This is a genomic window from Streptomyces sp. NBC_01283, from assembly GCF_041435335.1.
In the GTDB taxonomy this organism is placed as follows: domain Bacteria; phylum Actinomycetota; class Actinomycetes; order Streptomycetales; family Streptomycetaceae; genus Streptomyces.
Genome location: NZ_CP108430.1, coordinates 2,392,027 through 2,406,841, shown reverse-complemented (window position 1 = coordinate 2,406,841; position 14,815 = coordinate 2,392,027). Strand labels below are relative to the sequence as shown.

Sequence of the window (14,815 nt, the reverse complement as noted above, 5' to 3'; positions counted from 1 at the left end):
GGGTCAGCTCCTCACGAGGAGTCCGCGGCTGCGCAGCACGCGCCGCTCCAGCGGGCTGAAGATCAGCAGGTCGATGGCGATGCCGACGATCAGGATGAGCAGGATCGCGAAGAACACCTGCGACATGCTGCTGTTCGTGCGGCCCGCCTCCAGGAGCTGGCCGAGTCCCATGCCCAGGTCGGGGGACTGCGCGATGATCTCCGCGGCCATGAGCGAGCGCCAGGAGAAGGCCCAGCCCTGCTTCAGGCCCGCGAGGTAGCCGGGCAGCGCGGCCGGCATGACGATGTGCCAGGTGTGGCGCAGGCCCGTCGCGCCCAGCGTGCGGCCCGCCCGCAGGAACAGCGGCGGCACCTGGTCGACGCCCGCGACCAGGCCGTTGGCGATCGAGGGGACCGCGCCGAGCAGGATCACCGCGTACATCATCTGGTCGTTGAGCCCGAGCCAGATCACGGCCGGGGGAACCCACGCCACCGACGGCAGCGACTGGAGACCCGAGAGGATGGGGCCGATGGCCGCCCGGATGAAACGGACCCGGGCCACGACCAGGCCGAGCGGCGTACCGATCGCCAGTGCCATCAGGAAGCCGAGCAGACCGCGTGAGACGGACGTCCAGATGTACTCCAGGAGCGTGCCCTGCAGCCAGGCGTCCTCCACCTCGTGCCAGACGGAGGAGGGATCGGGCAGCTTGTAGGAGTCGGTGACCTTGGCCCACACCAGGATCTGCCACACCACCACGACCAGCACGACGGCGGTCACCGGCGGCAGGATCTTCTGGACGAAGGTCTGGCGGAAGGGCGTGCGCCGGGTCTGGACCGCGTCCAGGGCGTCCAGGCCCGCCTCCAGACCGGCCAGGTCCTGGCTGCTGTCCCGGTCGGTCCTGTCGGCCTTGGCGACCTTGTCGACCGGGGTGTCAGTGCTGGCCATGTCGGCGGATCTCCCCACGCAGTTGTTCGGTGATCTCGACGGACAGTTCCGCCACGGCGGAGTCCTCGATGCGGCGCGGGTGGGGGATGTCGACGCGCCACTCGTGCGCCACCCGGCCGGGACGCGACGAGAGGAGCACGACGCGCTCGGCGAGGCGGACGGCCTCGCGCACGTTGTGCGTGACGAAGAGGACGGAGACGTTCGTCTCGCGCCAGATGCGGGTCAGCTCGTCGTGCAGGACGTCGCGCGTGATCGCGTCCAGTGCCGCGAACGGCTCGTCCATCAGAAGGATCTTGGCGTCCTGCGCGAGGGCACGGGCCAGGGCCACACGCTGGCGCATGCCGCCGGACAGCTCGTGCACCCGCTTGCCGTACGCCCCCTGGAGCCGTACGAGGCCGAGGAGCTCCTCGGCGCGCTCGCGCCGCTCGGCCTTCGGGACGCCGCGCAGCTTCAGGGCGAGCTCGATGTTCTTGCCCGCGGTCAGCCACGGGAACAGCGCGTGCTCCTGGAACATCAGGGCCGGGCGGCCGTCGGTGGCGATGTCGCCCGACGAGGGCTTGTCGAGCCCGGCCACCAGATTGAGCAGCGTCGACTTGCCGCAGCCCGAGGCTCCCAGGAGGGTGACGAACTCGCCCGGAGCGACATCGAGCGTGATGTCGTCCAGGACGAGCTGCTGCCCGGCGGGCGTGGCGAAGGACTTCGAGACGTGCTCGATCCGGGCTGCGTGCGGGGCGGCCGTGATGTCGTCCGCCGCCTTGGCGAGGGTGCTGGTCGCCATGGTCGTCACCTCCTGGGAACTGATCGGGTTTCCGGGGTTACTTGACGCCGAGACCGGCGTCGTCGACAGCGGGCTTGCCCTCGGCCTTGAGGACCTTGTTCAGCGGCTTCAGGTCGTAGATGCCCTTGAGGTTCGGCTCCTCCAGGAGGCCTGCCTTGACGGCGTGCTTCGCCTCGGAGTCGAGCGTCGCGGCCAGCGGGTCATCGGTGGTCTGGATGGACTTCCACGCCGGGTCGATGACCTTGGCGGGCAGCTCCTTGCCGGACGCTTCCTTGAGGGCCGCGTTGGCGGATGCCTTCGCCTTGTCGGGGTTGTCCTTGATCCACTGGTTGGTCTTCACCGAACCGCGCAGGACGGCCTCGACGACCTTGGGGTGCTCCTTGAGGAACGACTGCGACACGATGATGTTCGTGATCACGAACTTCTTGTCCGGCCACAGGTCGGCCTCGTCGAGGATCGCCTTGCCACCCTCGGCGACCAGCTTGGACGCGGTCGGCTCCGGCACCCAGGCGCCGTCGATCGAGCCGGACTTGTAGGCGTCCGGGGTGATCTTGTTGTCGGTGCGGACCACCGAGACGTCGCCCTTGCCGCTCTCCGCGTCGACCTTCCAGCCCTTTTCCTTGACCCAGTTGAGGAAGGCCACGTCCTGGGTGTTGCCGAGCTGCGGGGTGGCGATCTTCTTGCCCTTGACGTCGTCAAGGGACTTGATCTTCTTGGGGTTGACCACCAGCTTCACGCCACCGGACGCCGAGCCGCCGATGATGCGCAGGTTCTTGCCCTGGGACTTGGTGTAGCCGTTGATCGAGGGCGACGGACCGATCCAGCCGATGTCGATGGACTTCGAGTTCAGCGCCTCGATCTCCGAAGGGCCGGCGTTGAACTGCGTGTACTTCGCCTTCGTCGCGCCCAGTTCCTTCTGGAACAGGCCCTCCTGGTCGCCGACCAGGGCAGTGGCGTGCGTGAGGTTCGGGAAGTACCCGATCTTCACCTCGTCCAGGCCCTCGATCTTCTTGGCGCCCGCGGCCACCTTGGCCTTGTCGCTCTCGTCGGAGTCCGAGTCGGACCCATAACCGCAGGAAGTGAGCACCACGGCGAGCAGGGGCAGGGCGGTGACCGCGGTCAGGGCGCGGCGGCCGCCGGTGGTGCGTGGAGTGCGGAAGCTGGCAGGCACGGGAGGTGGTCCTCTCGTTGGCCCGGCTTGCACGCCGTCAGGGCGTGGCCGGGAGATCGGCAGGTTTTCGTCTTCGCAGGTCGAACTCGCGGGGGGTGTGGGCGCGCAAGCGGTGCGCGTACGTCATCACGCACATCGCCCGACCCCGCCCTGCCCGCTGCCGAGGGCGCCGCTGCCGACGCGGCCGCCCTCCTTCGCGAAGGTCGAGAAGTAATCGATGGAAATCATGGCTAGAAGTCCCAGCCTTCGTCGTCGGCGGCCGGCTTGGGCTCTTCGGCCGCCTCGGAGGTGGTGGCGAACGCGTCGCCCGCCATGCCCGCCGCGAGCGTCGTGCCGTCGGCCGGGTCGATCAGGAGGAACGAACCGGTACGGCGCGACGCGGCGTACGAGTCGACCGCGATCGGCTCGGCGGTGCGGATCACGACCCGGCCGATGTCGTTGGCGACCAGCTCGCCGGGCGCCGGGTGCTGGGAGAGGTCGTCCAGGGTGAGCCGCGAGGGGATCTCCTTGACGATCGCCTTCACCGTGCGCGTGGTGTGCTTGAGCAACACCCGCTGACCGACGGCCAGTGCGGTGTCCGCGACATGGCAGACCGTCGCCGTGATGTCCTGCGACGTCGGCGGCTGGTCACCGCTCGGCACGATCAGGTCGCCGCGCGCGATGTCGATGTCGCTCTCCAGGAGCAACGTCACGGACTGCGGCGTCCAGGCGACGTCCACCTGCTTGCCGAGGAGGTCGATGCCCGCGATCTTCGACGTCTTGCCCGAGGGAAGCACCGTCACGGACTCGCCGACCCGGAAGGTGCCCGCCGCGATCTGTCCCGCGTAGCCCCGGTAGTCGGGGTGCTCGGCGGTCTGCGGACGGATCACGTACTGGACGGGCAGGCGTGCGTGGCAGGAGGTCAGGTCGTGGCTGACCGGGACCGTCTCCAGGTGCTCCAGGACGGTGGGGCCGCCGTACCAGTCCATGTTCGAGGACGGCTCGACGACATTGTCGCCGGCGAGCGCCGAGATCGGGATCGCGGTGATCTCCGGGACGCCCAACTCGCTCGCGTACGCGGTGAATTCCTCGGCGATCTTCGCGAAGACGGTCTCCTCGTACGCCACGAGGTCCATCTTGTTCACGGCGAGCACGACGTGCGGGACGCGAAGCAGCGCGGCGACGGCGGCGTGCCTGCGGGTCTGCTCGATGACGCCGTTGCGGGCGTCCACGAGGACCACGGCGAGGTCGGCCGTCGAGGCGCCGGTGACCATGTTCCGGGTGTACTGCACGTGGCCCGGGGTGTCGGCGAGGATGAACCGGCGCTGCGGCGTCGCGAAGTAGCGGTAGGCGACGTCGATGGTGATGCCCTGCTCGCGCTCGGCCCGCAGGCCGTCGGTGAGCAGCGCGAGGTCGGGCGTCTCCTGGCCACGGCCGAGCGAGACGCGCTCCACGGCTTCGAGCTGGTCGGTGAGGACCGACTTGGAGTCGTGCAGGAGGCGGCCCACGAGGGTGGACTTGCCGTCGTCGACGGACCCGGCGGTGGCGAACCGCAGCAGGGTGGTGGCCGACAGCTGCTCGGCGGAGAGCGGCTGTGCCTTGTCGGGTTCGGTGCTGCTGGTCATGTTTAGAAGTACCCCTCGCGCTTGCGGTCTTCCATCGCGGCCTCGGACATCTTGTCGTCGGCGCGGGTGGCGCCGCGCTCCGTCAGCCGGGACGCGGCGATCTCGGTGATGACGGCGTCCAGCGTGGTGGCGTCGGAGTCGACGGCACCGGTGCAGGACATGTCGCCCACCGTGCGGTAGCGGACGAGCCGCTTCTCGACCGTCTCGTCGTCCTTGGGGCCGCCCCACTCGCCGGCGGTCAGCCACATGCCGGAGCGCCGGAAGACGTCCCGCTCGTGCGCGAAGTAGATCTCGGGGAGCTCGATGCCCTCGCGGGCGATGTACTGCCACACGTCCAGCTCGGTCCAGTTGGACAGCGGGAACACGCGGACGTGCTCGCCGGGTGCGTGGCGGCCGTTGTAGAGCTGCCACAGCTCGGGGCGCTGGCGGCGCGGGTCCCACTGCGAGAACTCGTCGCGCAGGGAGAAGACGCGCTCCTTGGCGCGGGCCTTCTCCTCGTCCCGTCGTCCGCCGCCGAACACGGCGTCGAACTTCTCGCGCTGGATCTTCTCGGTGAGCGGGACGGTCTGCAGCGGGTTGCGGGTGCCGTCGGGGCGCTCGCGCAGCTTGCCCGCGTCGATGTACTCCTGCACGGAGGCGACGTGCAGCCGAAGACCGTGCTCGGCGACGACGCGGTCGCGGTATTCGAGGACCTCGGGGAAGTTGTGCCCGGTGTCGACGTGCAGCAGGGAGAAGGGGATCGCCGCGGGGGCGAAGGCCTTCAGCGCGAGGTGCAGCATGAGGATCGAGTCCTTGCCGCCGGAGAAGAGGATCACCGGCCGTTCGAACTCGCCCGCGACCTCGCGGAAGATGTGCACCGCCTCGGACTCCAGGGCCTCCAAGTGGCTGAGCGCGTAAGGGCTGTCGGTGCCCTCGCTCACGGTGGCCACGGTCGTGGTCATGCCAGACCCCTTTCGATGAGCAGCGTGTGCAACGCCGCCGCGGACTCCTGCACGGTCTGGTCCTGTGACTCGATGCGCAGATCGGGTGACTCGGGTGCCTCGTAGGGGTCGTCGACCCCGGTGAGCCCGGAGATCTCACCGGCCGCCTGCTTGGCGTACAGACCCTTCACGTCGCGTACGGAGCAGACCTCGACCGGCGTGGCCACATGGACCTCCACGTAGGGCGTGCCGCCCGTCTGGTGGCGCTTGCGGACCGCCTCGCGGCTGTCCGCGAACGGTGCGATCACCGGGACCAGGACCTTCACGCCGTTACGGGCGAGCAGTTCGGCGACGAAGCCGATGCGCTGCACGTTCGTGTGCCGGTCCTCGCGGCTGAAGCCGAGGCCCGCCGAGAGGAACTCGCGGATCTCGTCGCCGTCGAGCACCTCGACCTGGTGGCCCTCGCCGCGCAGCTTCTCCGCGAGTTCGAACGCGATGGTGGTCTTGCCCGCACTGGGCAGGCCGGTGAGCCAGATGGTGGCTCCGGTGGTCACGTGCTTCTCCGATACGTTCCGGGGACCGGTGGCTTGCTGGGGGTCTGTCATCAGTGGATCCCGCACTCGGTCTTGGCGTTGCCCGACCAGCGCCCCGCGCGCGCGTCCTCGCCCTCCAGGAGGCGGCGGGTGCAGGGCGCGCAGCCGACGGAGCCGTAGCCGTCCATGAGGAGGGGGTTCGTGAGAACCCCGTGCTCGTTCACGTAGGCGTCCACGTCGTCCTGCGTCCAGCGGGCGATCGGCGAGACCTTGACCTTGCGGCGCTTCTCGTCCCAGCCGACGACCGGGGTGTTCGCGCGGGTGGGGGACTCGTCGCGACGCAGTCCGGTCGCCCAGGCGGCGTACGAGGTCAGGCCCTCCTCAAGGGGCTTGACCTTCCGCATGGCGCAGCACAGGTCGGGATCGCGGTCGTGCAGCTTCGCGCCGAACTCGGCGTCCTGCTCGGCGACCGACTGCTTCGGCGTGAGCGTGATGACGTTGACGTCCATCACGGCGGCGACGGCGTCACGGGTGCCGATGGTCTCGGGGAAGTGGTAGCCGGTGTCGAGGAACACGACGTCGACGCCGGGGCGGGCGCGCGAGGCGAGGTGGGCGACGACGGCGTCCTCCATGGAGGAGGTCACGCAGAAGCGGTCGCCGAAGGTGTCGACGGCCCATCGGAGGATCTCCAGGGCGGACGCGTCCTCCAGGTCCCGCCCGGCCCGCTCGGCAAGGGCCCGCAACTCGTCGTCCGTACGCTGCTCTTGGGCCTGAACGGTCGTCATATCTCTTCCCCTCCACCGTTGTTGCGCTGAACTCCCCGGGCGAGCAGCCCGAGGAACTTCAACTGGAAGGCGCGATTGCATGCGGCGCATTCCCAGGCGCCGTGACCGGTCTCGTTGGGACGCAGGTCCTCTTCACCGCAGTAGGGGCAGTGGAAGGGGGCGGCACGCTCACTCATGAGAGGGCCTCCTCGCTGGCGCGGCCCACCCAGGTGGCGAAGCGCTCGTCGTCCGCGCGCTCCTCCTGGAAGCGCGTGAGGACCCGCTCCACGTAGTCGGGCAGCTCGGCCGAAGTGACCTTCAGGCCACGGACCTTGCGGCCGAACCCGGCATCGAGACCGAGGGCGCCGCCCAGGTGTACCTGGAAGCCTTCGACCTGGTTGCCATCGGCGTCAAGGACCAGCTGACCCTTGAGTCCGATGTCGGCGACCTGGATGCGGGCGCAGGCGTTCGGGCAGCCGTTGATGTTGATGGTGATCGGCTCGTCGAACTCCGGGATGCGGCGCTCCAGTTCGTCGATGAGCTGGGAGCCGCGCGCCTTGGTCTCGACGATCGCCAGCTTGCAGAACTCGATGCCGGTGCAGGCCATGGTGCCGCGCCGGAAGGGCGAGGGAGTGACCCGCAGGTCCAGGGCTTCGAGCCCCGCGACGAGGGACTCGACCTGAGCCTCCTCCACGTCGAGCACGATCATCTTCTGCTCGGCGGTGGTGCGCAGACGGCCCGAGCCGTGGGCCGCGGCGACGTCGGCGATCTTCGTGAGCGTCGTGCCGTCCACGCGGCCGACGCGGGGGGCGAAGCCGACGTAGAAGCGGCCGTCCTTCTGCTTGTGGACGCCGAGGTGGTCACGCCAGGTGCCGGCGGGCTGCTCGGGCGCGGGCCCGTCGACGAGCTCACGCTTGAGGTACTCGTCCTGAAGGATCTGCCGGAACTTCTCGGGACCCCAGTCGGCGACGAGGAACTTCAAGCGGGCGCGGGTGCGCAGGCGCCGGTAGCCGTAGTCGCGGAAGATGCCGATGACGCCGGTCCACACGTCCGGCACCTCGTCGAGCGGCACCCAGGCGCCGAGCCGCACGCCCAGCTTGGGGTTGGTGGAGAGGCCGCCGCCGACCCAGAGGTCGAAGCCGGGGCCGTGCTCGGGGTGGTTGACGCCCACGAAGGCGACGTCGTTGATCTCGTGCGCGACGTCGAGCTGGGGAGAGCCCGAGATGGCCGTCTTGAACTTGCGCGGCAGGTTCGAGAACTCCGGGCTGCCGATGAAGCGGCGCTGGATCTCGTCGATGGCGGGCGAACCGTCGATGATCTCGTTCTCGGCGACACCGGCGACGGGCGAGCCGAGGATGACGCGGGGAGTGTCACCGCAGGCCTCGGTCGTCGAGAGCCCCACGGCTTCGAGGCGCTCCCAGATCGTGGGGACGTCCTCGATGCGGATCCAGTGGTACTGCACGTTCTGCCGGTCGGTGAGGTCGGCGGTGCCGCGCGCGAACTCCTGCGAGATCTCGCCGATGACGCGCAGCTGCTCGGTGGTCAGCCGCCCGCCGTCGATGCGGACCCGCAGCATGAAGTACTCGTCGTCCAGCTCCTCCGGCTCCAGGATCGCGGTCTTGCCGCCGTCGATGCCCTGCCGGCGCTGGGTGTAGAGCCCCCACCAGCGCATACGCCCACGAAGATCGTTCGGGTCGATGGAGTCGAAGCCACGCTTCGAGTAGATCGTCTCAATGCGTGTCCGCACATTGAGACCGTCGTCGTCCTTCTTGAACTGTTCGTTCCCGTTGAGGGGCGTGAAGTGGCCAACGGCCCACTGGCCCTCACCACGGTGACGGCTCGCCTTGCGCCGGGGCGCGGCAGTCGTGGGCTTTTCGGGGGTGGCAGCCATGGCTATACGTCCTTCAAGGCGGGCTGAGGGCGGCTGTGACCTGCACACTTCGCGCTAGGGGCGCGGCGGTGCGCAAGATGATGGTCAAGCAGGGGGAGTCGTCGGCGCTGGTGCTGTCAGCTCGCCGGACACATGGCGCTGGACATGCGGCAGAGATCGACGTGGCGTCGACTCACCAAGGCAATTCCAGTGCGATCCATGACGGAAGCGTGTCATGGGACTTTCGGCCCAGTCCACCATTATCCAGAATGTGGACGCGTGAGTCTCGCTGTGTGAGATGGTGTGGTGTCGGTCACTCGCCGTGGAGAGTTACGCGCCGGGCCACGGGCCCGGAGTGGCCACGTCCGGCTCCTGCTCGACCTTCGTGTCGAAGAGCTTGAAGCCGCGTCGCAGGTAATTGTCCATGGCGTGCTCGCCGTCCTTGGAGCAGGTGTGCAGCCATACCCGCTTGGTCGGGGGAAGCTCGGGCCACCGCTCGGCGAGGTCCCAGGCCCGCCGCGCCCCGTACGACAGCAGATGTCCGCCGATCCGGCGGCCCCGGAAAGCCGGGATGAGGCCGAAGTACACGATCTCGACGACACCGTCGTCCTGCGCCGCCAGTTCCACGTACCCGGCGGGCGTCCCCTTCTCGTACGCGACCCACGTCTCGACGCCCGGCTTTCCGAGCTGCTCCTGCCACTGCGCGTAGGAGAGGGAGAGCCGGTCCGTCCAGCGGATGTCGCCGCCGACGGAGGCGTAGAGGAAGCGGCTGAACTCGGGGGACGGGATCTCGGCCCGGACGATCGTGACGTCCCCGTCCGGCGCCGCCGCGGGCAGCAGATCGGTGGGAGCGGTCTGCTCAAGGGACCAGGTGGTGACAGTGAGGCTCATGCCGGTCAGCGAATCATGTGCCACGCACCCTGGCCAAAGGTGCCCGGGGTGCGGGAAGATCCCGCAGCGCCTGCCACCCCCCGCATTCTTCGAGCTGGAGGATGTTCCATGGCCCGCCGCACACCCCGCGGCCTGCTCGCCGCGGCCACCGTCACCGTGGCCCTCGCGACGCTTGCCGCACCCGCTTCGGCCTCAGCACCCGCCTCCGCGGGTCCGCAGGCCCGTGTCTTCATGGTCAACCCCGTCCAGTCGTCGGGGGACCAGACCCTCGTCGACGCGAAGGACTCCGCGAGTTCCGTGCCCATGAGTGCCTACGCCACCGCAGCCCTGCGCAATCTCGACTCCAGTGGCGGGCTCTCCGGAAAGTGGGCGTACATCAGATCCGAGACCGGCGCCCCCGCCAAGGTGGCGGACGCCGGGAGCTATGCCCGCGACGACGACCGGTTCGAGCAGGTCATGGCGTACTTCTGGGTCAATGAGGCGCAGGAGTACCTGCAGAGCCTCGGCTTCGGCAGCGAACTGCCGGGGGCGAACGACCGGGCACAGCCGGTCCGCATCAACCAGTGGGGCGCGGACAATTCCTTCTTCACCGACAAGAAGGCCGAGATCCGCTTCGGCAAGGGCGGCGTCGACGACGCCGAGGACGCGGAGGTCGTCGTCCACGAGTACGGGCACGCCGTGCACCACGCCCAGGTGCCCGGCTTCGGCACGTCCCTGGAGGCGGGCTCCATCGGCGAGGCCTGGGGCGACTACCTGGCGGTGTCGGTCGGTGCGTACGCGGACGCCAAGTACGGCTGGCCCGCCAAGGCCGACCTCGCCTGTGTCGCGGACTGGGACTCCGTCCCGTACTCGGACGCCCCGCACTGTCTGCGCCGGGTCGACAGCGACAAGACGTACGCCGACAAGGTGGGCGAGGTGCACGCGGACGGCGAGATCTGGTCCCGTGCGCTCTTCGACATCCGTGGCTCGCTCGGCGCCCGGACCGCGGACCGGATCATCGTCAACGCCCAGTTCGGCTTCGCGCCCGACACCAGCTTCAAGGACGCGGCCCTGACGACGATCGCGACGGCCCAGGAGATGTACGGCAAGAGCGCGGCGGACGCGGTGCGGGCGGCGTTCCGGGCGCGGGCGATACCCGGCGTGTGAGGGTGACCGGCGGGTGACGGGGCCGGTGCGGCCGGGAGGAGGACCGGCACTCAAGGCTCCGGCACCCGCCGTGCCTCCACGACCGCCGGTGCCGTCGAGTGCGGCAGCAGGTCCGACGCACGCTCGGGCAGCGGCACCTCCGCGTCCGCCTCCCCGGTGAAGCGGTAGGGGCGGCGGGTCAGCCGGCCGTCCAAGTAGCGTCGGACCCGGGAGAGTTCGGCACGCACCGTCACCGTGCGCGCCGGACCGCCGAACGTGTCCTCGGCGCGGCCCGCTGACGTCCAGGACGAGGCGAGCCGGTCCATCGGCGGCATCCCCGCTCAGCGTGCCCCTTCGGCGCCCCCGTGTCGGCGCAGCACCACCCCCGCGGTTCCCGCTAGTCGCCCCGCGGAGCCGCCCGCTCCACCACGGCGGCCAGGTCGAGCGTGTGCGGCAGCGTCCCGAACGCCGAGCCCCAGTCCCCGCCGAGCCGCGAGGCACAGAACGCGTCGGCCACCTCCGGGGGCGCGTACCGCACGAGCAGCGAGCCCTGCAGCACCAGGGCCATCCGCTCCACCAGCCGCCGCGCCCGCGCCTCGATGCCGTCCAGGTCGGCCAGCTCGGTGAGCAGCCCCTTGATCGCGCCGTCCAGGCGGTGATCGGCGCCGCGCGCGAGCCCGACCTCCTGGAGGAAGGCGTTCAGCGCCAGCGGCTCCCGCTGCAGCGCCCGCAGCACGTCAAGGGCCTGTACGTTCCCCGAGCCCTCCCAGATGGAGTTCAGCGGCGACTCACGCAGCAGCCGCGGCATCCCCGACTCCTCGACGTATCCGTTGCCGCCGAGCACCTCCAGGGCCTCCACCACGAGCGGCGTGCAGCGCTTGGTCACCCAGTACTTCGCGGCCGGCACCGCGATGCGCAGGAAGGCCCGCTCCTGCTCGCTCCCGTCGTCGTACGCGGCGGCGAGGCGCAGCGCGAGCGTCGTGGCCGCCTCCGACTCCAGGGCCAGATCCGCCAGTACGTTGCGCATGAGCGGCTTGTCGATGAGCTTCCCGCCGAACGCCTCGCGGTACGTGGCGTGGTGCACGGCCTGCGCGACGGCCTGCCGCATGAGCGCCGCCGAACCCACCACGCAGTCGAGCCGCGTGGCCGCCACCATCTCGATGATGGTGCGCACCCCGCGCCCCTCCTCACCGACCCGGCGCGCCCACGTCCCGTCGAACTCGACCTCGCTGGACGCGTTCGACTTGTTGCCCAGTTTGTCCTTCAGGCGCTGAATGGCGAAGGCGTTCCGGGTGCCGTCCTCAAGGACCCGCGGTACGAGGAAACAGGTAAGGCCCGGGTCGGTCTGCCCGAGCACGAGAAAGCCGTCGGACATGGGTGCGGAGCAGAACCACTTGTGCCCCGTGAGTTCATAGGTGCCCTCTTCCGCAAGGGCACGCGCACGCGTCGTATTCGCGCGCACGTCGCTGCCGCCCTGTTTCTCCGTCATGCCCATCCCGAAGAGCGCCCCGGCCTTCTGGGAGGCTGGCCGCAGCCCTTCTTCGTAGACGAGAGAGGTGAGCCGGGGCTCCCACTCGGCGGCCAGCACGGGATCGGCCCGCAGTGCGGGAACGGCCGCGTGCGTCATCGAGATCGGGCAGCTGTGCCCCGCCTCGACCTGCGACCACACCAGGAACCCGGCCGCGCGCCGCAGATGGCCGCCCGGCCGCGACCACGCCGTGGTCAGGCCCGACGACACCGCCTTGCCGAGCAGCCGGTGCCACGCCGGATGGAAGGCGACTTCGTCGATGCGATTCCCATAGCGGTCATGGGTGTGCAGAACGGGCGGATTCTCATTGGCCAGAAACCCCCATTCCCGCGCCTGCGCCGAACCCGCCGTGCGCCCGAGTTCGGAGAGTTGCTCACGCGCGGTGCCGAGAAGGGCGGGATCGAGATGCCGTTCGACTCCTTCCGCGAGTGCGCGGTCCGACGTAAAAACGTCATATCCCACCAGGGGCGGAGCCTGGTTGGTCACTGTGTGGGTGGTGGCTGCCATGCCGCTACGGTAAGGAGGTGCACCAGGCAAAAGAAACACCCGGGAGGCCGTCGGGCCGCTGGAACCGGGCCCGCGCTCTCTACAGCAACGTCTCCAAGCGCAGGACTGCCTGGCTGCTGCTCAAGGACACGGTCAACTCGTGTGTGGAGTACCGCATCCTGGGCCTGGCCGCCGAGGCGGCGTTCTTCACGCTGCTTTCGGTGCCGCCGCTGCTCCTGAGCCTGATCGGCCTGCTCGCGTACGTGGACCGCTGGACCGGTGCGAACACCATCGCCAGCGTCGAGAACAACATCCTGGAGGCGTCCCGCACGGTCCTCTCCGACAAGGGCGTCAGCCAGATCGCGCAGCCGATACTGGAGGACGTCATGCGGGTCGGCCGGCCCGACGTCATCTCCATCGGCTTCGTCTTCGCCCTGTGGTCGGGCTCGCGCGCCGTGAACGTCTTCATCGACACGATCACGGTGATGTACGGGCTCGACGGCGCGCGCGGCATCGTCAAGACCCGCCTCCTCGCGTTCGGCCTGTTCATCGTGGCGCTGCTGATCGGTTCGGTGGCGCTGCCGCTGATGGTGGCGGGGCCGGACGCGGTGGTGAAGCTGGTGCCCGGCTCCACGACGGTGGTGCAGATCCTCTACTGGCCGGTGGTGACGCTGCTGTCGGTGGTGTTCCTGACGACGCTGTACCACGTGTCGGTGCCGGTGCGTTCGCCCTGGGTGGAGGACATGCCCGGTGCGCTCATCGCCCTGGGGATGTGGGTCCTCGGCAGTTTCCTGCTCCGGATCTACCTGACGAGCACGGTCGAAGGACCCACGATCTACGGTTCGTTGGCGGCGCCGGTGGCGGTGCTCCTGTGGATCGGCGTGTCGGCGTTCGCGGTCCTTGTGGGGGCCGCGGTGAACGCCGCGATCGACCGGGTGTGGCCCTCCGTCGCCACGGCCGCCGCGCGCGCGGCCAACGACCGGATACGGGAGGCGCGCGCGGTGGAGGTGGTGGCCCGCGCGGTGGCGGCGCGGGAGGCTTCGCAGGACCCCTACGACCCGGACGACCCGGACATGCCGTCCGAGTTCCCCGAGCGGTGGTCACGCTTCCTGCCGCCGGACGACGTGACGTCCCGGCTGCGGGGCCACGGGAAGCGGAACGGCGGCGGGGAAGAGCCGCCCCCCGAGTAGGCCCGGGACGGGCTGGGTTTCCAGCCCGTCCGGCGTGGGGTTTCAGCCCGTCCGGCGTGTGAGGACGAACCCAGCGGAGCCGGTGACCGCCCGCCCCGCAAGGCTCCGGAGCCCGCTCAGGCCTTCCAGACGCCCGCCTCCGCGTGCTCCCTGGCGAACTCGGCGAAGTCGCGGGGCGCCCGCCCCAGGACTTCCCGCACCCCGTCCGAGAGATGCGCGTTGCGGCCGTCCAGGTTCGTCTCGAAGAGCTCGATCAGGAACTCCGTCTCCTCATGCGGCACCCCGAACTCCGCGAGCGCGCTCCCGTACTCCCGGGCCGATACGGGGACATAGCGGATCTCCCGCCCGGCCGCCGCCGACACCTCGGCCACCGCGTCACGGAACGAGATGAGGCGCGGCCCCGATATCTCCACCACCCGCCCCGCGTAACCCGAATCGGGGCGGAGCACCGCCACCACCACATCGGCGATGTCCCGCGCGTCGATGAACGGTTCGAGCACCTCCCCGGCCGGGAACACCAGCTCCCCGGCCCGCATGCCGTCGAGCAGCGGGCCCTCGCTGAGGTTCTGGGCGAACCAACTCGCCCGTACGACGGTCCACTCGGCCCCCGACTCCCGCACCGCCCGCTCGGCCGGCTCCGCCTGGTCCTCGCCCCGGGCCGAAAGCAGCACGAGCCGCCGCACACCGAGTGCCACCGCCCGCCGGGCCAGCGCGCCCACCACGTCGCCCGCACCGGGCGCCCCGACGTCCGGCATGTAGGCGAGGTACGCGGCGTCCGCACCCCGCAGCGCGTCCTCCCACGTCGTGGGGTCGTACCAGTCGAACCGCACCGCACCCGACCGCGAGGCGGCCCGCACCGTGTATCCGGCCGCCTCCGCGGCCTCCGCGACCCGGCGTCCGGTCTTGCCGGAAGCACCCGTGACCAGCACCGTCATGTTCTGCGTGCTCTGCTTGTTCACTGCCGTCTCTGTCATGACTTCAGTGAACTGCCCCGCGCCACAAGGAACCATCCGTCAGGGCCCCGCCCCCAT

General features: G+C 69.9%; 15 protein-coding genes and 1 pseudogene. 2 read left to right on the top strand and 14 right to left on the bottom strand.

The features are described from left to right. Window positions 1-3 precede the first annotated feature (3 nt). From OG302_RS10920 to OG302_RS10870, 11 genes are all read right to left on the bottom strand, one after another. Window positions 4-924, bottom strand: a complete 921-nt coding sequence (locus tag OG302_RS10920; RefSeq protein ID WP_371526609.1) for an ABC transporter permease — start codon at window positions 922-924, stop codon at window positions 4-6. Further along, window positions 911-1,702 carry an ABC transporter ATP-binding protein gene (locus tag OG302_RS10915; RefSeq protein WP_371526608.1) on the bottom strand — a complete coding sequence of 264 codons (792 nt, stop codon included), beginning with the start codon at window positions 1,700-1,702 and terminating at the stop codon, window positions 911-913. The genes OG302_RS10920 and OG302_RS10915 overlap by 14 nt, the downstream gene beginning before the upstream one ends. A gap of 37 nt (window positions 1,703-1,739) precedes the next feature. After that, entirely contained in the window at window positions 1,740-2,873 is a 1,134-nt protein-coding gene (locus OG302_RS10910) for an aliphatic sulfonate ABC transporter substrate-binding protein (RefSeq protein WP_371526607.1), read from the bottom strand. Window positions 2,874-3,103: 230 nt separating this feature from the next. Further along, a complete protein-coding gene (locus OG302_RS10905; RefSeq protein WP_371526606.1) occupies window positions 3,104-4,477 on the bottom strand; it encodes a sulfate adenylyltransferase subunit 1 in 1,374 nt (457 codons plus the stop codon). A 2-nt stretch (window positions 4,478-4,479) separates the two neighbouring features. Next, entirely contained in the window at window positions 4,480-5,418 is a 939-nt protein-coding gene (gene cysD / locus OG302_RS10900; protein WP_371526605.1) for a sulfate adenylyltransferase subunit CysD, read from the bottom strand. Further along, a complete protein-coding gene (gene cysC / locus OG302_RS10895) occupies window positions 5,415-6,002 on the bottom strand; it encodes an adenylyl-sulfate kinase (protein WP_371526604.1) in 588 nt (195 codons plus the stop codon). The genes cysD and cysC overlap by 4 nt, the downstream gene beginning before the upstream one ends. Continuing rightward, window positions 6,002-6,715: a phosphoadenylyl-sulfate reductase gene (locus OG302_RS10890; protein WP_371526603.1), complete on the bottom strand. Its 714-nt coding sequence runs from the start codon at window positions 6,713-6,715 to the stop codon at window positions 6,002-6,004. Before OG302_RS10890 ends, cysC begins: the two co-directional genes overlap by 1 nt. Continuing rightward, a complete protein-coding gene (locus OG302_RS10885) occupies window positions 6,712-6,891 on the bottom strand; it encodes a hypothetical protein (RefSeq protein WP_371526602.1) in 180 nt (59 codons plus the stop codon). The genes OG302_RS10890 and OG302_RS10885 overlap by 4 nt, the downstream gene beginning before the upstream one ends. Then, window positions 6,888-8,585, bottom strand: coding sequence for a nitrite/sulfite reductase (locus tag OG302_RS10880; RefSeq protein WP_371526601.1), 1,698 nt, complete (start codon window positions 8,583-8,585; stop codon window positions 6,888-6,890). Before OG302_RS10880 ends, OG302_RS10885 begins: the two co-directional genes overlap by 4 nt. A gap of 116 nt (window positions 8,586-8,701) precedes the next feature. Further along, window positions 8,702-8,785, bottom strand: a complete 84-nt coding sequence (locus OG302_RS10875) for a putative leader peptide (RefSeq protein WP_323178717.1) — start codon at window positions 8,783-8,785, stop codon at window positions 8,702-8,704. 109 nt (window positions 8,786-8,894) lie between these two features. Further along, window positions 8,895-9,455, bottom strand: coding sequence for a GNAT family N-acetyltransferase (locus tag OG302_RS10870; RefSeq protein WP_371526600.1), 561 nt, complete (start codon window positions 9,453-9,455; stop codon window positions 8,895-8,897). A 108-nt stretch (window positions 9,456-9,563) separates the two neighbouring features. On the opposite strand from OG302_RS10870, the gene OG302_RS10865 reads away from it, so the two are divergent. After that, the gene (locus OG302_RS10865) at window positions 9,564-10,601 is read left to right on the top strand and encodes a M36 family metallopeptidase (protein WP_371526599.1); all 1,038 of its coding nucleotides are present in this window, start codon (window positions 9,564-9,566) and stop codon (window positions 10,599-10,601) included. 50 nt (window positions 10,602-10,651) lie between these two features. On the opposite strand, the pseudogene OG302_RS10860 reads toward OG302_RS10865, so the two are convergent. Together OG302_RS10860 and OG302_RS10855 are read right to left on the bottom strand one after the other, a co-directional pair. Next, a pseudogene (locus OG302_RS10860) lies at window positions 10,652-10,882 on the bottom strand (transcriptional regulator); the annotation flags it as partial. 95 nt (window positions 10,883-10,977) lie between these two features. Next, window positions 10,978-12,615, bottom strand: coding sequence for an acyl-CoA dehydrogenase family protein (locus tag OG302_RS10855; protein ID WP_371526598.1), 1,638 nt, complete (start codon window positions 12,613-12,615; stop codon window positions 10,978-10,980). Between the two features lie 17 nt (window positions 12,616-12,632). On the opposite strand from OG302_RS10855, the gene OG302_RS10850 reads away from it, so the two are divergent. Beyond that, a complete protein-coding gene (locus OG302_RS10850; protein ID WP_361839095.1) occupies window positions 12,633-13,784 on the top strand; it encodes a YihY/virulence factor BrkB family protein in 1,152 nt (383 codons plus the stop codon). 116 nt (window positions 13,785-13,900) lie between these two features. On the opposite strand, the gene OG302_RS10845 is transcribed toward OG302_RS10850, so the two are convergent. Then, window positions 13,901-14,758 (bottom strand): NAD(P)H-binding protein, encoded by an 858-nt coding sequence (locus tag OG302_RS10845; protein ID WP_371526597.1) that lies wholly within the window; start codon window positions 14,756-14,758, stop codon window positions 13,901-13,903. Between the last annotated feature and the right edge of the window lie 57 nt (window positions 14,759-14,815).